We start from the raw sequence: 19,567 nt of genomic DNA, 5'->3' as shown, positions 1-19,567 counted from the left end.
CGGCCCGGGCCCCGCGCCCCGCCGGCGCTCCCCGGCCCGGCTCGGCCCGCAACCGTGCCGCCACCCGGCGCCGCCGCCTGGCCGTGGGAGCGGGCGCGGTCGTACTCGCGGCGGCGATCGGCGTCGGCACCTGGCTGTCCACCTCGGGCGACGACAGCAGCGCACCGCCCCAGGACACGAGGAACTCGGCCCCGCAGTCCCCCTGAGCCGCCGGCTCCGGCCGCCCGGCGATGGCCGCCGGGCGGAGCCGTTACGCTGGAGGGCGTGGCAGTCGTCGACGTATCCGAAGAGCTCAAGTCCCTCTCCTCGACCATGGAGTCGATCGAGGCCGTTCTGGACCTCGAGAAGCTGAGGGCAGACATCGCCGTGCTCGAGGAGCAGGCGGCCGCGCCGTCCCTCTGGGACAACCCCGATGAGGCGCAGAAGATCACCAGCAAGCTGTCCCACCTCCAGGCCGAGGTGCGCAAGGCCGAGGCCCTGCGCGGTCGCATCGACGACCTGGGCGTCCTCTTCGAGATGGCGGAGGAGGAGGACGACCCGGACACCCGCGCCGAGGCCGAGTCCGAGCTCACCGCCGTGAAGAAGGCGCTGGACGAGATGGAGGTCCGCACCCTCCTCTCCGGTGAGTACGACTCCCGTGAGGCGCTGGTGAACATCCGCGCCGAGGCCGGTGGCGTCGACGCCGCCGACTTCGCCGAGAAGCTCCAGCGCATGTACCTGCGGTGGGCCGAGCAGCGCGGCTTCAAGACCGAGATCTACGAGACCTCGTACGCGGAGGAGGCCGGCATCAAGTCGACCACCTTCGCCGTCCAGGCGCCCTACGCGTACGGCACGCTCTCCGTCGAGCAGGGCACGCACCGGCTCGTGCGCATCTCGCCCTTCGACAACCAGGGCAGGCGGCAGACGTCCTTCGCGGGCGTCGAGATCCTGCCCGTGGTCGAGCAGACCGATCACATCGAGATCGACGAGTCCGAACTGCGCGTGGACGTGTACCGCTCGTCCGGCCCCGGCGGCCAGGGCGTCAACACCACCGACTCCGCGGTGCGCCTCACCCACCTCCCCACCGGCATCGTCGTCTCCTGCCAGAACGAGCGCTCGCAGATCCAGAACAAGGCGACGGCCATGAACGTGCTCCAGGCCAAGCTGCTGGAGCGCCAGCGCCAGGAGGAGCGGGCCAAGATGGACGCCCTCAAGGACGGCGGCAGCTCCTGGGGCAACCAGATGCGTTCCTACGTCCTGCACCCGTACCAGATGGTGAAGGACCTGCGCACCGACTTCGAGGTCGGCAACCCCGAGGCGGTGTTCAACGGCGAGATCGACGGCTTCATCGAGGCCGGAATTCGCTGGCGCAAGCAGCAGGAGAAGTAAGTTTGTCGATAAGGCAACTGCCGCGGTCGGAGCGGCAGTTGCCTTTTCTGTACCCTCATGTCTGGGTTTTACATCACACTCACAGCCTCAGACTCCCGGCATAACCCCCGCAGTTGGACATGGCGGCCGCAAACGGCCTTGACGTGTTCTTGAAAAATGGGAAGGGTAAAGCGCGGCATGCGTGTCTCTGGGGCGCATGTGAACCGGGGGGCCTCTCTCACCGCGGCTTTCCCCGTCGAGCACAGCCCCGACGCTGCCTAATGACGATGAGCTACTGGGGGTAGCAACCACATGACGAAGAAGACGCGGATCCGTGTCGCGCGGATAGCGGCCGGTGCCGTGATCGCCGCCGGCGCCTCGCTGACCGCCGCCGGTGCGGCATCCGCCGCGGAGGCCGAGGACTGCCTGCTCGGCATCCTGTGCGCCGAGGAGTCGCCCACTCCTACCCCGCCGCCGGGTGAGTCGGGTGAGCCGTCGGAACCCGGTATCCCGACGGCGCCGAACCCGACCCAGCCGGGCACGCCCACTGAACCGGGCACGCCCACCGAGCCGGGGACCCCGACGGAGCCGGGCACGCCGACCCAGCCCACCGACGAGCCGACGGAGCCCACCGAGGACCCGACGGACGGTGGCAACAACAGCGGGGGTGGCAACAACGGCGGCGGCAACAACGCCGACCCCGACGGTGGCACCTCCCCGCAGGAGGAGGGCTCCTCCTCCCTCACCGAGATCGGCTCGGACGCCACCCCGGCGGCCCCGCAGGCCCAGGCCCAGGGCAACGGCCAGGAACTCGCCGAGACGGGTGCCGCGCAGACCACCTTCCTGGTGATCGGCGCCGCCACGATGATCGCCGGCGGTGTCGGCTTCCGGCTGCTGCCGCGCCTCGTGGGCGGCCGCGGCGGGGCTGCCGCCTGACGGTAGGGCCGTACGGACGTACGCACAGCGCACCACCGAGGGCCCGGAGCGAAACGCTCCGGGCCCTCGGCCATGTCTGGAGGCTGCCTGCCGCCTTACGCGGTCTGGTGCGCCAGCAGGGCCACCGCGGCGATCAGCACCGTCAGCAGTGCGATCAGAGCCATCGGATTCATGCCCGCGAGGAAGTTCTCCTGCTGCAGCCGCTCACGGTTCGCGCGGCACACGGCGCAGCGGCCCTCGTTCACGGGGGACGCGCAGTTCGCGCACACCAGCCGGTCGTACGTCATGCGCTTGCCCTCCTTGCGCCGGTTCCACGTGTCCAACGTCCGTGGGGGTGGGAATGTTCCCCCTCCACTTTGCCAGGTTCCGTCGGCCGTCGCGCGGCTGCGCATTTTATGTGGTTGCCCGCACACTCTCCCGCGCCCCCCAGAGCTCGGTATAAAACGGCACATCCATGGCGCAACCACGGTCGGTGACTGCGGTGCCCCACCCGGTTCGCGTATGGTCACGCTCATCTACCCCCGGCGACCCGTGGTGCATCCGTGATCCGATTCGACAATGTCTCCAAGGTCTACCCCAAGCAGACCCGCCCCGCCCTCAGGGATGTGTCCCTGGAGGTCGAGAAGGGCGAGTTCGTCTTCCTCGTGGGGTCCTCCGGCTCCGGAAAGTCCACCTTCCTGCGGCTGATCCTCCGCGAGGAGCGGTGCAGCCACGGACAGGTGCACATTCTGGGCAAGGACCTCGCCCGCCTCTCCAACTGGAAGGTGCCGCAGATGCGGCGCCAGCTGGGGACGGTGTTCCAGGACTTCCGCCTGCTGCCGAACAAGACGGTCGGCGAGAACGTCGCCTTCGCGCAGGAGGTCATCGGCAAGTCGCGGGGCGAGATCCGCAAGTCCGTGCCCCAGGTGCTCGACCTCGTCGGGCTCGGCGGCAAGGAGGACCGGATGCCCGGCGAGCTGTCCGGTGGTGAGCAACAGCGCGTCGCCATCGCGCGGGCCTTCGTCAACCGGCCCAAGCTGCTCATCGCCGACGAGCCCACCGGCAACCTCGACCCGCAGACCTCCGTCGGCATCATGAAGCTGCTCGACCGCATCAACCGGACGGGCACGACCGTGGTGATGGCCACGCACGACCAGAACATCGTGGACCAGATGCGCAAGCGCGTCATCGAACTGGAGAAGGGCCGCCTCGTCCGCGACCAGGCCCGCGGTGTCTACGGCTACCAGCACTGATACCGCACCCGAGATCCACGGAAAGGCATAACCAGTCGCCATGCGCGCCCAGTTCGTCCTGTCGGAGATCGGTGTCGGTCTCCGCCGCAACCTGACGATGACCTTCGCCGTCGTCGTCTCCGTCGCCCTCTCGCTCGCCCTGTTCGGCGGGTCGCTCCTGATGAGCGACCAGGTCAGCACCATGAAGGGCTACTGGTACGACAAGGTCAACGTCTCGATCTTCCTCTGCAACAAGAGCGACGCCGAGTCCGACCCCAACTGCGCCAAGGGCGCGGTGACCGACGACCAGAAGAAGCAGATCAAGGCCGACCTCGGCAAGATGGACGTCGTCCAGGCGGTCACGTACGAGACGCAGGACCAGGCCTACAAGCACTACAAGGAGCAGTTCGGCGACTCCCCGCTCGCCAGCTCCCTCACGCCGGACCAGATGCAGGAGTCGTACCGCATCAAGCTGAAGGACCCGGAGAAGTACCAGGTCATCGCCACCGCCTTCAACGGCCGGGACGGCGTGCAGTCCGTTCAGGACCAGAAGGGCATCCTGGACAACCTCTTCAAGCTGCTGAACGGCATGAACTGGGCCGCCCGCGCCGTGATGGCGCTGATGCTGGTCGTCGCGCTGATGCTGATCGTCAACACCGTGCGCGTCTCGGCGTTCAGCCGCCGGCGTGAGACGGGCATCATGCGGCTGGTCGGCGCCTCCGGCTTCTACATCCAGGCGCCGTTCATCATGGAGGCCGCGGTCGCCGGACTCATCGGCGGCACCCTCGCGTGCGGCTTCCTGCTGCTCGCCCGGTACTTCCTCATCGACCACGGACTCGCCCTGGCCGACCAGCTGACATTGATCAACTTCATCGGCTGGGACGCCGTCCTCACCAAGCTCCCGCTCATCCTCGCGACGAGCCTTCTGATGCCCGCGTTGGCCGCGTTCTTCGCGTTGCGCAAGTACTTGAAGGTGTGACACATGCCAACAGGGGCCGTGCGGTCAACCGGCCGTACGGCCCTTCCGCTTGTCCTAGACTCACCGGCATGTCAGGTCGTGACCCGTTCTGTCAGCCCCGCCGCATCCGTCGCGGGGCCGCCCTGACCTTGGTGTTCGCGAGCGTGCTCGTCGCCGGAGCGGCCACGGGGGCGTTGCCGCAGAGCCAGGGGAAATCGGCCCCGGACGAGGCCCGTTCAGCCGGAACGGCCGGGCACCACGCGGAGGTCGCCCGGGCCGCCGAGGAGGCCATGGCCGACGGCAAGTCCCCGATCCAGGCCGCGAAGCGCGCCGTCAGCCGAAGCGGGGACCGCTGGGGCGCCGTCTACTCCCAGGGAGAGTACGAGGAGTTCGAGGAGTCCCTCGACGGCCAGTACACCGGCGTCGGCCTGTGGGCCCGCAGCGAACGGGACGGCCGCATCGAGGTGACGAAGGTGCGCGCCGGCTCGCCCGCCGCCACCGCCGGGATCCGCCCCGGTGACCTGCTGCGCAGCGTCGACGGCGAGAAGACCGACGGCCGGGCCGTCACGGAGGTCGTCTCCTTACTGCGCGGGGACGCCACCGACGCCTCCGCCGGCACCGCCGTCCGCCTCGGCCTGGAGCGCGGCACCCGCGCGTGGACCGAGACCCTGCGCCGGGCCCAGCTGTCCACAGACCCGGTGACCGTCCGGGAACTCGACGGCCGGGTGACCGTGATCAAGGTCGCCACCTTCACCAAGGACTCCGGCCACCAGGTCCGCGAAGCCGTCCGGCGGTCCCCGCCCGGCGCCGGAATCGTCCTCGACCTGCGCGGCAACTCCGGGGGCCTGGTCAGCGAGGCCGTGACCGCCGCCTCCGCCTTCCTCGACGGCGGCCTGGTCGCCACCTACGACGTCGACGGCGAGCAGCGCGCCCTGCACGCCGAGCCCGGCGGGGACACCACGAGACCCCTGGTCGCCCTCGTCGACGGCGGGACGATGAGCGCGGCCGAGCTCCTCACCGGCGCCGTACAGGACCGCGGACGGGCGCTCGTGGTCGGCTCCCGCACCTTCGGCAAGGGCTCGGTCCAGATGCCGAGCCGGCTGCCCGACGGCTCCGTCGCGGAGCTGACCGTCGGGCACTACCGCACCCCTTCCGGCCGCACGGTCGACGGCCGCGGCATCACGCCCGACCTGGAGACCGACGAGGACGCCCTCCGGCGGGCCGGGACCGTGCTGCGCGGCCTCGCGAGCCCCTCGTAATCGACTTTCCGCGGGGCCCCTCAGTAGTGCGAAAATGGTCGGCACTATGGCTAAGGAAAAAGGGCGCAAGCTGATCGCGCAGAACAAGAAGGCGCGGCACGACTACCTCATCATCGACACCTACGAGGCCGGCCTGGTCCTCACCGGGACCGAGGTGAAGTCCCTGCGCCAGGGACGGGCGTCGCTGGTCGACGGCTTCGTCCAGATGGACGGGAACGAGGCGTGGCTGCACAACGTGCACGTGCCGGAGTACAGCCAGGGCACGTGGACCAACCACAGCGCCCGGCGCAAGCGGAAGCTGCTGCTGCACCGCGCCGAGATCGACAAGCTGGAGTCGAAGTCGGGGGAGACGGGACACACCATCGTGCCGCTCGCGCTGTACTTCAAGGACGGCCGGGCCAAGGTCGAGATCGCGCTGGCGAGGGGCAAGAAGGAGTACGACAAGCGTCAGGCGCTGCGGGAGAAGCAGGACCGCAGGGAGACCGACCGCGCGATCGCGGCGGTGAAGCGGAGGCAGCGCGGGGCGTAGGGAATACGCTGGCACCGACCCGCGTTGGTCACGTACGATGGTGACTGCACCCCACAGCGGGTGCGCGCCCCTCTGCGGAGGGGATTGTCAACACAACATGGGGATGATCGGTTTCGACAGCGGCTGTCGAAGCAGGGGAAGCGTGTCGAGGAAGCGGCAATGATCTCGTAAACCATATGTCGCAAAAAATAATCGCCAATACCAAGCGCGATTCCCAGTCCTTCGCCCTCGCTGCCTGATAAGCAGTGAGTGAAGGACCCTTAATGGGTGTCAGCCCGGGAGTGTTCCCGACCCGGATCCTGGCATAAGCTAGGGAACTAAACCATCGAGCCCGGTCACGGGGTTCGATGGGAAATCAAACAGTGACTGGGCCTGTCGGCGACTTGTTCGCGTGATCGCCGGGGCCGAGAAAAGCGCAGCGAACTGCACACGGAGAAGCCCTGATTCTGCACCGTTGGACGCGGGTTCGATTCCCGCCATCTCCACTCATCCCATGTGGGCAAAGGCCCCGTCGCTCATCTGCGGCGGGGCCTTTGTCATGCGCGTCGCGTACTCGACCGTTCCGTCAGCCGGGGTGGCAGGAGGGTCGTCTCCGGTACGGGGACGCCGTGCAGTTTCCGCATCAGGAGTTCCACCGCGCGGGTTCCCAGTTCGTCGGCGGGCAGGGACACCGATGTGACCGGGACACGGGGCGTCACCGCCAGGTCGTCGGGGCAGAGGGCCGTGACGGAGAGGTCGGCGGGGACCCGCAGGCCGAGGTGCTCGAAGGCGGTGATCAGGGGGCCCAGAAGAGGTTCGTTGTGGATCACCGCGGCGGTGAGGGCGGGATGCTCGCGGAGCAGCCGCTCGGCGAGCCGGGGGGCCGTGGCGGGGTCGGGGTCGCCCGGGTGGACGGACGTGGTGAGGCCGTGCCGGGCGGCTGCCGTGGCGAAGCCCTGCATCAGGTGGTGGGCGTAGGCCGTTTCGCGGAGGTAGACCTCCGGGGGTGAGCCGACCAGGGCGACCGTGTGGTGACCCAGCCCCGCCAGGTGGTTCACACACGCCTCGCCGGCCGCCCTGAAGTCGAGGTCCACGCAGGTCAGACCCTGCGGGTTCGCCGGGACGCCGATCAGGACCGACGGGCTGCCCGGGAAGCGGAGCCGGGGGAGGCGTGGGTCGTGAAGTCCGACGTCCGTCAGCAGCAGCCCGTCCACCGACGCCGTGGCCAGGGCACGGCTCAGGCCCTCCTCGGCCTCCGCCCGGGTGAGGAGCAGGACGTCGTGGTCGTGCGCGCGGGCCGTCGTCACCACCGACTCCGCCAGCCGCATCACCACCGGGACGTGCACGCCAGGGCGCAGCGGCGCCGCCAGGGCCAGGACGTTCGGCCTGCCGCCGGCCGCGGTGCGGGCGCCCCCGTGGGGGCGGTAGCCCAGGTCGCGGACGGCCGCCTCGACGCGCCGCCGGGTCGCGTCGGAGATCGGGCGCTTGCCGCTCAGCGCGTAGGAGACGGTGCTGGGAGAGACCCCGGCCCGTCGTGCCACGTCCGTGATCTTGACCATCAGCCGAGCTCCAGCGCGACACGCCCGGTGCCGGGCTGGGCCTGGACCTCGCGGTCGCCGGCCGCCAGGCTCCAGGCGGCTGCCGGGGCGCCGCACGTCGCCCGCAGGGTGTCCCCCTCGCGGACGACCGTGAAGGTCACGTCCCCGACCGGCACGGTCGCCCCGTCGCCGGGCCGCAGACCGTACGCCCGCAGCGTCACCCCGTCGGCGTGGTCGTAGTCCGGGCGGTCCTCCCGCGCGCCGACCGGGATCACCGCGCCCGGCCGCACCAGCAGCGGCGCGCTCAGGAAGCCGTGGCGCTCGCGCACCCAGCGGGGTCCGGTCACCGTCTGGCCGGTCAGGAAGTGGGTCCAGGTGCCCTCGGGCACGTAGTAGGTGACGTCACCCTCGTCGCTGAACACCGGGGCCACCAGCAGGTCCGGGCCGAGCATGTACTGCCGTTCCAGGTGCGCGCACCCAGGGTCGTCCGGGAACTCCAGCACCATGGCCCGCATCATGGGCACGCCCTCGGTGTGGGCGGCGCGGGCCGCCTCGTACAGATAGGGCATGAGGCGGAGTTTCAACCGGGTGAAGTGGCGGGCCACGTCCACCGACTCCTCGTCGAACTGCCAGGGGACCCGGTAGGAGTCGCTGCCGTGCAGACGGCTGTGCGAGGAGAGCAGCCCGAAGGCCAGCCAGCGTTTGAACAGGGCCGGGGTGGGGGTGCCCTCGAAGCCGCCGATGTCGTGGCTCCAGAAGCCGAAGCCCGACAGACCGAGCGACAGGCCGCCGCGCAGCGACTCCGCCATCGACTCGTACGTCGCCTCGCAGTCACCGCCCCAGTGCACGGGGAACTGCTGGCTCCCCGTCGTCGCCGACCGTGCGAAGAGGACGGCCTCCTGCTCGCCGCGGTGCTTGCGCAGCACCTCGAAGACCGTGCGGTTGTACAGGTACGCGTAGTAGTTGTGCATCCGCTCCGGGTCCGAGCCGTCGGACCAGACCACGTCGAGCGGCACCCGTTCGCCGAAGTCGGTCTTGAAGCAGTCGACGCCCTGCGCGAGCAGCGCCTCCAGCTTGGCGGCGTACCAGTCGCGGGCGGCCGGGGAGGTGAAGTCGACCAGGGCCATGCCGGGCTGCCACATGTCCCACTGCCAGACGCTGCCGTCCGGCCGCCTCAGCAGATGCCCGAGCGCCCTCCCCTCGGCGAACAGCGGGGAGCGCTGGGCGATGTACGGATTGATCCATACGGAGACACGCAGGTCACGCGCCTTCAGCCGGGCCAGCATGCCCTCCGGATCGGGAAACACCCGCGGGTCCCACCGGAAGTCGCACCAGTGGAACTCCCGCATCCAGAAGCAGTCGAAGTGGAAGACGGACACGGGTAGTTCGCGCTCCCGCATGCCCTCGACGAAGGACGTCACCGTCTCCTCGTCGTACGAGGTGGTGAAGGACGTCGACAGCCACAGGCCGAACGACCAGGCGGGCGGCAGGGCGGGGCGGCCGGTCAGGGCCGTGTACCTGCGCAGGATCTCCTTCGGGGTGGGGCCGTAGACGACGTAGTACGTCAGCTCCTGCGTCTCCGCGCTGAACTGCACCCGGGAGACCACCTCCGAGGCGACCTCGAAGGACACCTTGCCCGGGTGGTCGACGAAGACGCCGTAGCCCGCGTCCGTGAGGTAGAACGGCACGTTCTTGTAGGCCTGTTCGCTGCACGTGCCGCCGTCGGCCTGCCAGATGTCGACGACCTGGCCGTTCTTCACCAGCGGACCGAAGCGCTCCCCGAGGCCGTAGACGGACGTGCCGACGTTCAGGACCAGCTGCTCGCGCAGGTGGTGGGCGCCCGAGGCGTCCCGCATGATGCCCGCGTTCTTGTGGCCGCTGCTGGTGAGCGTACGGCCGTGCGCGAGGAACTCCACGTGCCACGGGCCGCCGCGGGCCAGCCGGACCGACAGGTCCCCGGAGGTCAGGGTCGCCTGCTCGTCGTCGTACGAGATCCGTGCGGTGGTGTCCGACGCCGTGAGCTCGAACTCGGGGCCGCGGGGCTCGCCGCCGGTGAAGTGTGTCAGGGTCAGGCCGATGACGCCGGGCATGGGGGTGTGCGCCCTGACCGTGAGGACCGGGCCGGTCATCAGGTCGCCGCGGGAGCGGACGGGCCGGGTCGGCGCGTGGATCTCCAAGGCGTCATCCGTCTCGGTGACGTCGAGGACCTGGGCCGGGTGGGCCGCGGTGACGCCCTCGCGCAGGAGCCAGTAGCCGTCGGTGAACTTCATGTGGGGGTCCCTACTCTGCCGGCGCATGACGTCGAAGCGCTTCGACGATCGAACGTATGCGGGGGACCTGAGGGCGTCAATGGTGCGTCGTCACAATGGTGAAGCGATTCGAAGCGCGTGGCAGGGACAGCATCAGGGCCACGGACGCCGCCGTCACGGGGACCACGTAACCCGCCTCCGGCGAGAGGTGCTCCACCGTCCAGCCGCCGATCGCGCTGCCGCAGGCGATGCCGCCGAGCAGTCCGGTCACCGCGAGGGTCATGCCCTCGTTCAGCCGGCCTTCGGGGGTGCGCTCCTGGACCAGCGTCATGGTGGTGACCATCGTCGGGGCCGTCGCCATCCCGGCGACCAGCAGCGCGACCGCCAGGGCGAGGAGGGAACCGGTGAGGGTCGCGGCCAGCAGCGGCAGGGCCAGCAGCGTGGCCATCGCCGCCACGCACCAGGGCAGCCGCGCCGCGGCCGGACCGGCCGGCTTCAGGGTGCCGTACAGCAGGCCCGCCCCGCAGGAGCCCGCGGCCTGGAGCGCGAGCACGACACCGGCCGCCGACTGACGCCCCTGCGCGTCGGCGAACGCCAGCGTGACGACCTCCGTCGCGCCGAAGACGGCGCCCATCGCCAGGCAGACCGCGAGCAGCGGGGGCATGCCGGCGGCGCGCAGCGGCGCCTTGCCGGGTATGTGCGCGCGGACCGGGGGCTCCGTCGCACGCCGGGTCGTGAACAGGACCATGCCGGTCAGCAGCAGCACCGCGCCCACCAGAGTGCCCGCCTCGGGGAAGAACGTCCCGCACAGGAAGGCCGCGAGCACCGGGCCCAGCATGAAGCACAGCTCGTCCGCCGCCTGCTCGAAGGAGTTGGCGGTGTGCAGCGCCTTCGGGTCGCCGGCCAGCAGATGCGCCCAGCGGGCCCGGGACATGCCGCCGGTGTTGGGGGTGGTGGAGGTGGCGGTGTAGGAGGCGAACAGGGTCCAGTCGGGGGCGTCCTGGCGCACACAGAGCAGCAGGGAGAGGGAGCCGAGGACGGCGATCACCGTGGCGGGGAGGGCCACCCGGGCCTGGCCGTGCCGGTCGACGAGCCGGGCGATCCACGGAGCGACCAGGGCGGTCGCCGCGAGCCCCGTCGCCGTGACGGCACCGGCGAGGGCGTACGAGCCCCGGCTCCCGGCGATCATCACGACCGCGCTGATGCTGAACATGCCCATCGGCAGCCGGGCGATGAGGTTCCCGGCCGTGAACGCGCGGGCGCCCGGCAGGCGGAACAGGCGGCGGTACGGGGAGAGTTGCGGCATGCGTCCACCGTCGCCCGGGGACGATCAAGCGGTCCAACACCTGTTCCGTGCGCAGTCACGCACCTGGGTTGTGAATCTGTACCGGACAGGCCGGAAGGGCATGGCGGAAAGCGTTCGCTCCTCGTTCTTCATACAGAGATATAGAGATTCCTAATGTTTCTCATGGCGCATGGAAAAGATGCTCATTCGGCAAATTCCTTCACTCGTTTGCCGCGCATCCGGAGAAGCGGGCCGACGGTTAGTCGGTACATGACCGAGGCGACCAGGAAAGACGGCTGGGCGGTAACGCTCGGCCCGTACACCTACATTCCCGCTCCAGCGCACTCGTCGGCGACTGTCAACGGTACGCTGACCAAGGAGGGTTGCCCGGTCGCGCTGCAGGTGACCGAGCCGGTTCTGCGCGATTTCATCGACCGCATGAGCGCACTGGAAAAGGATCTCGCCCGACGGTGGATCAGTGCGACGGATTGGCCCGCTTTCGTGCTCGCGGAATAGTCGGGTCACGGCATGTACGACAAAGTAGAGGGCACCGGCCGGCACCGGGCTCCGGCCCGGGATTTCATCACTCCCCTCACGCCACCGGACCCGACCTGGGACCCCGCTGAGGAGCTGGCGTTCATCCTTCAGGAGGCCCTGGGGGAGCAGGCCGCGAGTATTCCGGCCCTCCGGGACGAGGACCCGGTCCCCGCCGCGGATCCGGAACCGGCCGCTGCCCCGGACACCCATATGCGGCGGCTCCAGGACATCACCGAGGAACTGCCCCCCGTACGTGAGGTACCCCGGCGGCATCGCAAGGTCCAGACCCGCAAAGCCCCGGGCGTGCTCCGCTATACCAGCTTCCTCGTCGCCGCCCTGGCGGCCGTCATCGCCTCCGCGGTGAGCGTTCTGAGCGGCATCGTCGTCTACGACCCCCTGCGGCTGGTCGCCGTGTCCCCCGCGGCGAGGGGCCTGAACACATGGTGGCCGCTGCTGGTGTACGGGCCCTGGCTGGTGGGCTCCCTGTCCGTCCTGCGGGCCGCGCTGCACCAGCGCCGTGCCGTGCACTCCTGGTGCGTGGTCCTGGTCTTCGCTTGTATCGCCATACTGCTGTGCGTCGTCCAGGCGCCCCGGACGATCCTCGGCATCGCGGCGGCCGCTCTGCCCGGCCTGGCCGCCCTGGCGTGCTTCCAGCAGGTCGTCCGGCAGATCACCCTGACCAGGCCGCCGATGCGGTCGGCACCCCGTCACCGGGTGGGGCAGGCTCCGCCGGCGACGGGCGCGGAGGGCCAGAAGACCGCGGAGAGCCCGAAGCGCCCGGACGCCCGAACGGGAGAGGCCGGGACGTCCCTGCGGGGCAGCGGCCCCTGAGCCTGATAGGGCTGCGCGCCCCTGCCACCGGCCGCTGTAGGTTCGCCGCATGTCCGTGCACCTCGATCACCGTCTGCTGCGTGGCTTCGTCGCTGTCGCCGAGGAGTTGCACTTCACGCGTGCCGCGGTGCGGTTGCACGTGGCCCAGCAGGCGCTCAGCCGGGACGTGCGGAGGCTGGAGCGGGAGCTGGGGGCCGAACTGTTCGTGCGGACCACCCGGCAGGTGACGCTCACGCCCGACGGGGAGCGGCTGCTGCCCTACGCCCGCCGGGTGCTCCAGGCGCAGGACGAGCTGCTCGCCGCCTTCGGCCAGGCCCGGCCTCTGCTGGTCGACCTCAACTCCCCGGGCCTGGTCACACCCCGCCGGGTGCTGCACGAGGCGCGTGAACTCGCCCCCCGCCATGAGCTGATGGCCCGCTACGAGAGCGGCCTGACCGGAGCCGCCGGAGAACTGCTCGCCGGCCGGCTGGACGCGTCGTTCGGACGGTTCGCCGGGCTGGACCCGGTGCTGCGGGCCGGGCTCGACCACCAGCCCGTGCGGCTGGAGCCGATGGCGGTCGTGCTGCCGGACGATCACCGGCTGGCCGCGTGGGACGCCGTGCCGCTCGCCGAGCTGGCCGGCGAGAGCGTCTACGCGGGCGCGGGCAACCCGCGCACACCGGAGTGGACCGGACTCGCACGGCTGCTCTTCGAGGGGCGGGGCATCGAAATCGCGCCACCCGCACCGCTGGCCGTGGGAGATGAGGAATTCCAGCGAATCATGGCCAGAACGCGCAACCCGGTCCTGGCCGTCGTGGAGTTCCCGGCGCTCCCGTCGATGGTGGTGCGGCCCCTGGTCGACCCGGTTCCGCTGGCCCCCGTCTCCCTGGTCTGGCGCAAGGGTCTGACCCACCCCGCGTTCGACGCGCTGCGCCGGGCGGCGGCCCGGCTGGCTGCGGAAACGGGCTGGTTGCGCAGGCCCGCGGGTGCCTGGCTGCCGGCCGGAGACGATGTCCTCATGGCGTCTCACGGTTGACACGATTCGACACGATGCGCACACAAAACCTGCGCGTGCGCTACATTCGACCCCTGAGCACGGTGTGGTAAGAGGGGGCGCTCGGACGGGTGGGGGCCCGATCCGACGGCGGGTGCTCAGGTCGTCAAGCGCACCTGAACCATCCCGTGGGGGGAAGTGCGTGCGAGTGAAACAGTGGCGAGAAGACGCCCAACCCGAGTGGCCCGAAGCCGCTACGGCTACCGGGGAACTCCCGTCGGACAGCGGAGCCCGGGACGGGAGAGCCATTCAGGTCTACCCCGACCGTGATGTCCGCACGAACGGCCACCGGCTGCCCGCCGGGACGGAGATACTGCGCGGCATTCCCCGCCAGAGCGAGGGCGAGGGCGACTCGCTCGCGGCGAAGGCGGGGGACCCCCGCACCTCGGTCCGCGACCCCTGGCAGGAACAGGAGGAAGCCGGAGCCGAACCGTCGGGGGACACCCCCGACGCCGACGGGCAGGCCCACGATCCGCACGAGGTCACCGTCCAGCTCGACGCCCTGCAGTTCGGAGACGGCTTCCTGCGGCAGGTCACGGAAGGCCCGGGCGCCGAGGCCGCCGCCGACCGGCCCGTCTTCGTCGACGAGTCCGGCCGCCGCAGCCGCCGCTACCGCCGGATCGGCATGGCCGTCGCCCTGGCCTGCGGGGCCTACGCCGTCGTCATCGTCGCCACGCTGATGTCGGGCAACTCCAACGCCCCGTGGCTGCCCGTGCCGACCAAGGAGGACAACCCGCCGGCCGGGCAGGTCGACACCCCGTCGCTGCCCGCCGAGTCGGCACCCGCCACCGGCACCGGTGCCACCGCGCCGGACAGCACGCCGGCGACCGGCCAGGTCACGGCACCCGCACCCGGCCCCAGCGCCGCCACACCCGATGCCACCGCGGGCACCGGCCGTTCCGGCCCGTCCGCCAAGCCCTCACCGAGGGCGCCCCGGACCGTCCCGGCACCGGGCGGCAAGGCCACAACCCCGGCCCCGACTGAACCGGCGGACCCGCCGAGCACGCCGGTCACCGACCCGACCCCGTCGGCCGAGCCCACGGCCACGCCCACCGAGACGACGGGCACCGGCGGCGACGGCGGCACCGTCGCCGAGGGCCCGGCCGAGCCGGAGCCCGTCGCGGAGACACCCGCCGCCGCTTAACCCGTTCGCGAAAGCGGCGCCCACCGCTCCGGGCGCCGCTCCACCGTCCTTCCGACGGCGCGCCTCTCTGCGGCACCGGTCCAGTCGGCCGGGAACGCCGAGCTTTCCGAGCGGAGTGGGGCCACCTCCCGATCACCCGTTCCGGCCACTGCTTCCGAGCGGAGCGGGGGCACCTCCCGATCACCGCTCCGGCCACCTGCCCCGCTCCCGAGGCGGAAGCGGGACCACACGACATCGCGGAGTGCGCCTCCAGCGCGCCGTCCGCCCGCCTCCGTCCCCGTAGCACCCCATCCCGCACCACCCGGAGTACCACCACCCATGGCATCCCGTACTCACCGTTCCGGGCCCGCGTCTCGAGCCCGTGGCGGCTTCAGGCGCCGGCGCCTGCCCATGCGTCTGTTGTTGCCCCTGTTCGTGCTCGTCGCGCTCGGCGCGATGCTCATGCTGCGCGGCTATGTGCACAGCGAGATCCTCGCCGACCACCGCGTCGGCCCGCCCGCGGCGAACGACCGCGTCCCGAAGGACATCCTCAAGGGCGGGCCCGTCATCGACACCCGCAACGGGAAGCCAGTCGCTCTGGATCTCCCGGACGGCGAACTGGTCCTGACCTTCGACGACGGCCCCGATCCGATGTGGACGCCCAAGGTCCTCGACATCCTGAAGAAGCGCGACGCCCGGGCCGTCTTCTTCATCACCGGCACCATGGCCTCCCGCTACCCGGACCTCGTCCAGCGCATGGTCGACGAGGGCCACGAGATCGGCCTGCACAGCTTCAACCACCCGGACCTGTCGCTGCAGACCAAGAGCCGCGTCGACTGGGAGCTGTCCCAGAACCAGATGGCGCTGGCCGGGGCGGCCGGTATCCGCACCTCGCTGTTCCGCCCGCCCTACTCGTCGTTCGCCCACAACATGGACAACAACACGTGGCCGGTCACCGAGTACATCGGCAGCAAGGGCTACATCACCATCGTCAACAACACCGACAGCGAGGACTGGCGCCGGCCCGGGGTCCAGAAGATCATCAGCAACGCCACGCCGAAGAACGGCAAGGGCGCCATCGTGCTGATGCACGACTCCGGCGGTGACCGCTCCCAGACCGTGGCTGCGCTCGACCAGTACATCTCGGGGCTGCAGGACAAGGGCTACCGCTTCCACACCCTCACCGGCGCCCTGGACGCGCCGAGCGCGCACACCCGCGTCGCCGGGCTGGAGTCGCTGAAGGGCGAGGCGTGGGTCTTCCTGGTGCAGGCGTCCGAGAAGGTGACAGGGGTCCTCGTCGCCGGCCTCGCCGTCGTCGGTGTGCTGGTCTTCGGGCGTCTCGGGCTGATGCTGATCCTCTCCGTGGCGCACGCCCGCCGTGTCCGGCGCCGCGGCTTCAGCTGGGGCGAGCCCGTCACGGAACCGGTGTCCGTCCTCGTGCCCGCCTACAACGAGGCCAAGTGCATCGAGCAGACGGTCCGCTCCCTGGTCGCCAGCGACCACCCCATCGAGGTGCTGGTCATCGACGACGGCTCCAGCGACGGCACCGCCCGTATCGTCGAGAACCTGGCCCTGCCCGGTGTGCGGGTCGTCCGCCAGCTCAACGCCGGCAAGCCCGCCGCCCTCAACCGGGGCATCGCCAACGCCAAGTACGACCTGATCGTGATGATGGACGGCGACACCGTCTTCGAACCGACCACCGTCCGCGAACTCGTCCAGCCCTTCGGCGACCCGCGCGTCGGCGCCGTCGCCGGCAACGCCAAGGTCGGCAACCGGGACTCGCTCATCGGCGCGTGGCAGCACATCGAGTACGTGATGGGCTTCAACCTCGACCGTCGCATGTACGACGTGCTGCGCTGCATGCCCACCATCCCCGGCGCCGTCGGGGCGTTCCGGCGCAGCGCGCTGGAACGCGTCGGAGGCATGAGCGACGACACGCTCGCCGAGGACACCGACATCACCATGGCCATGCACCGCGACGGCTGGCACGTGGTGTACGCCGAGAAGGCCGTCGCCTGGACCGAGGCCCCGGAGTCCGTCCAGCAGCTGTGGTCCCAGCGCTACCGCTGGTCGTACGGCACCATGCAGGCCATCTGGAAGCACCGCAGGTCCGTCCTCGAACGGGGCCCCTCGGGCCGCTTCGGCCGGGTGGGCATGCCGCTGGTGTCGATGTTCATGGTCGTGGCGCCGCTGCTGGCCCCGCTGATCGACGTGTTCCTGCTGTACGGGCTGGTGTTCGGGCCCACGGAGAAGACCATCGGCGCCTGGCTCGGCGTCCTCGCGGTGCAGGGCGTGTGCGCGGCCTACGCGTTCCACCTGGACAAGGAGCGCATGACCCACCTGCTCTCCCTTCCGCTCCAGCAACTCCTCTACCGCCAGCTCATGTACGTCGTGCTGCTCCAGTCCTGGATCACCGCCCTCACCGGCGGCCGGCTGCGCTGGCAGAAGCTGCGGCGCACGGGCGCGGTGGGCCTGCCCGGGGGCGGAACAGCCGCGCCCCAGGCGATGGACGGGAGGCCGGTCGGATGACCACGGCTCCCGTCGCCGAGGCTCCGCCGCGGGAGTCGGCCGCCGTCCGCAAGCCCGGCCGCGACCGGTACTTCGACCTGCTGCGCGCCCTCGCGCTGTTCCGTGTCGTGCTGTACCACCTGACGGGCTGGGCCTGGCTGCCGCTGCTGTTCCCGTCCATGGGCGTGATGTTCGCGCTCGCCGGGAGCCTCATGGCCCGCTCGCTGAAGCGCCCGGCCGTGCAGGTGATCCGCGGCCGGATGCGCCGGCTGCTGCCCCCGCTGTGGCTGCTGGGCGTCGTCGGCGTCACCGGCATGGTCCTCCAGGGCTGGGGCCCGGACGCGGACGGGCACCCCGGCTGGTGGCTGCTCCACCTCACCTTCTGGATCGTCCCGCTCAGCGACCCGCCGTACGCGGAGGGGCTGCCCGGCGTCCACGGCTTCATCGGCGAGAACTGGGCCGCGGACCTCGCGGGCCCGCTGTGGTACATCCGCGCCTACCTCTGGTACGTCCTGCTGTCCCCGGTGCTGCTGAAGGCCCTGCGCGCCCTGCCGGTCGTCACGATCCTCGCGCCGATCGCCCTGGCCGTCGCCTTCGAGCAGGGCTGGGTCACGCTGCCCGGCGAGCGCATCCCCTCGGCGCTCACGGACCTCTCCACCTTCGGCGCCTGCTGGATACTCGGCATGGCCCACCAGGAGGGCATCCTGCGGCGGCTGCCGCGCTACATCGTGCCGTCCGTCGGACCCGTCATCGCCCTGGCCGGTCTCTGGTACGCCCTGCACCGCGGCTTCGGCACCGGGAACGACCTGGACAGCATGCCGCTGGCCCAGGCCCTGTGGTCGTTCGGCACGGTGCTCCTGCTGCTGCACCTCAGCCCGTCCTGGTCCGAGTGGCCTCGCCGGCTGCGCCCCTTCGCGGGGACGATCACGCTGCTCAACTCCCGGGCCGTGACCATCTACCTGTGGCACAACACCTGCATCCTGATCGCCGCGGCCCTGTGGGACCGGCTGTGGGGCTTCCCGCTGCTGGAGCAGAACGTGCCCGGGCTGCTGGAGAGCGTCTGGCCGGTGCTGGTCCTGGCGTGGGTGCTGATCGGCTGCTGCGTCCTGGCGTTCGGCTGGGCGGAGGACCTGGCGGCGAAGCAGAGGCCTCGGTTGTGGCCGAAAAGTGAGCCCAAGGTGAGGATTCACGGGAGTCGGAGGCACGCGGCCCACGGCGGCTAAGCTGGCCCGGCATCGGCGGGGGGCGGACGATGAGCGGCCCTCGGCGAGGGTCCCTTTTCGGCCGCACGTGGCCTACACCGAGCTCGACACCGCGCTGTACGACGCGCTCGTGGGCAAGAAGGGGAAGAAGAAGTCGGGACGGGCGCGGCCTCCGACACCAACAGCTTCGCCGGCCTGTGGAAAACTGAGTGAGTTGCGCTTGTGAACACATGACGCGGGGGAGCGGTGGGGATGAGTAAGCGGCAGACACAGAAGATGCTGCGGCTGATGGCGAGCGGGGAACCGGTCGAACTCACCAGCCCGATGGCGTCCGTGAAGAAGCTCGCCCGGCTGGCCTTCGTCGCCCAGCAGTTCGGCTACGAGTACGCCGACGTCCGCCAGAGCAACGGCCGCAACGGCGCGCTCACCATGCTGCTCCTGCCCGACCCCGGCCCGCAGGCCCGGGCCCGGGCCATGCAGAACTGGGCGCAGTACCCCGATGCCGCCGACGGCGTCTCCCTCCCGCCGCTCGTGCCCGACGCCTTCGAACTCCTCAAGGCCCGTATCAACTTCGACCTCACCGGCAAGCACGCCGAGAAGCGCATGGGGTACGGGGCCCTGGGCGTCACCGTCGGCTGTGCGTTCCTCGGCTTCCGCTTCGGGGGCGAGTCCTCCGACTTCGTCGTGGCCGGTGTCGTGTGGCTGCTGCTCATGGCGGTCTTCGGGATCGGCCTCGTGGTCACGCGGGGGCGCAACGCCAAGTTCGCGGCCCGGTTGCGGGCGGCCGGCTTCCTGCCGGTGACGGACGAGAACGGCCGGACGCGGTATCTGCCGCCGGGTACGCAGCTGCCCGGGCAGGGCAATCCGTTCGCGCCCGGACCGTTCCCGCAGCAGGCGCCCGGACCGTACGCGCAGCAGGCGCCCGGACCGTACGCGCAGCAGGCGCCCGGACCGTACGCGCAGCAGCAGGCACCGGGCCCGTATGCCCAGCAGGCACCGGCACCAGCACCGTCGCAGTACCCCGGCCAGCCCGCCCCGGGCC

17 protein-coding genes, 1 other RNA gene and 1 pseudogene are annotated in these 19,567 nt (G+C 70.7%); 15 read left to right on the top strand and 4 right to left on the bottom strand.

Annotation, left to right across the window (positions count from 1 at the left end):
• From C1J00_RS18615 to C1J00_RS18605, 3 genes and pseudogenes are all read left to right on the top strand, one after another.
• A pseudogene (locus C1J00_RS18615) lies at positions 1-206 on the top strand (serine/threonine protein kinase); the annotation flags it as partial.
• Positions 207-264: 58 nt separating this feature from the next.
• Positions 265-1,368: a peptide chain release factor 2 gene (gene prfB, locus C1J00_RS18610; protein ID WP_102910199.1), complete on the top strand. Its 1,104-nt coding sequence runs from the start codon at positions 265-267 to the stop codon at positions 1,366-1,368.
• Positions 1,369-1,659: 291 nt separating this feature from the next.
• The gene (locus tag C1J00_RS18605) at positions 1,660-2,283 is read left to right on the top strand and encodes a hypothetical protein (protein ID WP_102910198.1); all 624 of its coding nucleotides are present in this window, start codon (positions 1,660-1,662) and stop codon (positions 2,281-2,283) included.
• Between the two features lie 95 nt (positions 2,284-2,378).
• On the opposite strand, the gene C1J00_RS18600 is transcribed toward C1J00_RS18605, so the two are convergent.
• Positions 2,379-2,570 (bottom strand): hypothetical protein, encoded by a 192-nt coding sequence (locus C1J00_RS18600; RefSeq protein ID WP_102910197.1) that lies wholly within the window; start codon positions 2,568-2,570, stop codon positions 2,379-2,381.
• A 255-nt stretch (positions 2,571-2,825) separates the two neighbouring features.
• On the opposite strand from C1J00_RS18600, the gene ftsE reads away from it, so the two are divergent.
• The 5 genes from ftsE to ssrA all read left to right on the top strand — a co-directional run bounded on the left by ftsE (position 2,826) and on the right by ssrA (position 6,728).
• On the top strand, positions 2,826-3,515 hold the full coding sequence (gene ftsE, locus C1J00_RS18595; RefSeq protein WP_102910196.1) for a cell division ATP-binding protein FtsE: 690 nt from the start codon (positions 2,826-2,828) through the stop codon (positions 3,513-3,515).
• Positions 3,516-3,555: 40 nt separating this feature from the next.
• Entirely contained in the window at positions 3,556-4,473 is a 918-nt protein-coding gene (ftsX, locus tag C1J00_RS18590) for a permease-like cell division protein FtsX (RefSeq protein ID WP_062927169.1), read from the top strand.
• A gap of 68 nt (positions 4,474-4,541) precedes the next feature.
• The gene (locus C1J00_RS18585) at positions 4,542-5,711 is read left to right on the top strand and encodes a S41 family peptidase (protein ID WP_180989595.1); all 1,170 of its coding nucleotides are present in this window, start codon (positions 4,542-4,544) and stop codon (positions 5,709-5,711) included.
• A gap of 46 nt (positions 5,712-5,757) precedes the next feature.
• The gene (gene smpB, locus C1J00_RS18580) at positions 5,758-6,240 is read left to right on the top strand and encodes an SsrA-binding protein SmpB (RefSeq protein ID WP_102910194.1); all 483 of its coding nucleotides are present in this window, start codon (positions 5,758-5,760) and stop codon (positions 6,238-6,240) included.
• Between the two features lie 99 nt (positions 6,241-6,339).
• Positions 6,340-6,728: a transfer-messenger RNA gene (gene ssrA / locus C1J00_RS18575) on the top strand.
• 48 nt (positions 6,729-6,776) lie between these two features.
• Here the strand turns inward: ssrA and C1J00_RS18570 are convergent.
• The 3 genes from C1J00_RS18570 to C1J00_RS18560 form a co-directional block, all read right to left on the bottom strand.
• Positions 6,777-7,778 (bottom strand): LacI family DNA-binding transcriptional regulator, encoded by a 1,002-nt coding sequence (locus C1J00_RS18570; RefSeq protein WP_102910193.1) that lies wholly within the window; start codon positions 7,776-7,778, stop codon positions 6,777-6,779.
• Positions 7,778-10,027 (bottom strand): alpha-xylosidase, encoded by a 2,250-nt coding sequence (gene yicI, locus C1J00_RS18565; RefSeq protein ID WP_102910192.1) that lies wholly within the window; start codon positions 10,025-10,027, stop codon positions 7,778-7,780. The genes C1J00_RS18570 and yicI overlap by 1 nt, the downstream gene beginning before the upstream one ends.
• Positions 10,028-10,103: 76 nt before the next feature.
• Entirely contained in the window at positions 10,104-11,312 is a 1,209-nt protein-coding gene (locus tag C1J00_RS18560) for an MFS transporter (RefSeq protein ID WP_102910191.1), read from the bottom strand.
• Positions 11,313-11,561: 249 nt separating this feature from the next.
• On the opposite strand from C1J00_RS18560, the gene C1J00_RS18555 reads away from it, so the two are divergent.
• The 7 genes from C1J00_RS18555 to C1J00_RS18525 form a co-directional block, all read left to right on the top strand.
• Complete coding sequence (locus C1J00_RS18555; protein ID WP_102910190.1) at positions 11,562-11,807, top strand: hypothetical protein; 246 nt, start codon at positions 11,562-11,564, stop codon at positions 11,805-11,807.
• A 12-nt stretch (positions 11,808-11,819) separates the two neighbouring features.
• On the top strand, positions 11,820-12,659 hold the full coding sequence (locus C1J00_RS18550) for a hypothetical protein (protein ID WP_245936393.1): 840 nt from the start codon (positions 11,820-11,822) through the stop codon (positions 12,657-12,659).
• 49 nt (positions 12,660-12,708) lie between these two features.
• Entirely contained in the window at positions 12,709-13,674 is a 966-nt protein-coding gene (locus C1J00_RS18545) for a LysR family transcriptional regulator (protein ID WP_102910189.1), read from the top strand.
• Positions 13,675-13,840: 166 nt separating this feature from the next.
• Complete coding sequence (locus C1J00_RS18540; protein ID WP_245936392.1) at positions 13,841-14,836, top strand: hypothetical protein; 996 nt, start codon at positions 13,841-13,843, stop codon at positions 14,834-14,836.
• Between the two features lie 318 nt (positions 14,837-15,154).
• Complete coding sequence (locus C1J00_RS18535; protein WP_102910188.1) at positions 15,155-17,344, top strand: bifunctional polysaccharide deacetylase/glycosyltransferase family 2 protein; 2,190 nt, start codon at positions 15,155-15,157, stop codon at positions 17,342-17,344.
• Positions 17,341-18,546: an acyltransferase family protein gene (locus C1J00_RS18530; protein WP_102910187.1), complete on the top strand. Its 1,206-nt coding sequence runs from the start codon at positions 17,341-17,343 to the stop codon at positions 18,544-18,546. The genes C1J00_RS18535 and C1J00_RS18530 overlap by 4 nt, the downstream gene beginning before the upstream one ends.
• Before the next feature lie 231 nt (positions 18,547-18,777).
• A partial coding sequence (locus C1J00_RS18525; protein WP_102910186.1) for a hypothetical protein occupies positions 18,778-19,567 on the top strand: 790 nt, incomplete at its 3' end.

Origin of the sequence: Streptomyces cahuitamycinicus (assembly GCF_002891435.1) — a bacterium.
GTDB classification, from domain to species: Bacteria; Actinomycetota; Actinomycetes; order Streptomycetales; family Streptomycetaceae; genus Streptomyces; species Streptomyces cahuitamycinicus.
The sequence above is the reverse complement of the archived record's forward strand: the minus strand, read 5'-3'. Positions and strand labels throughout refer to the sequence as shown.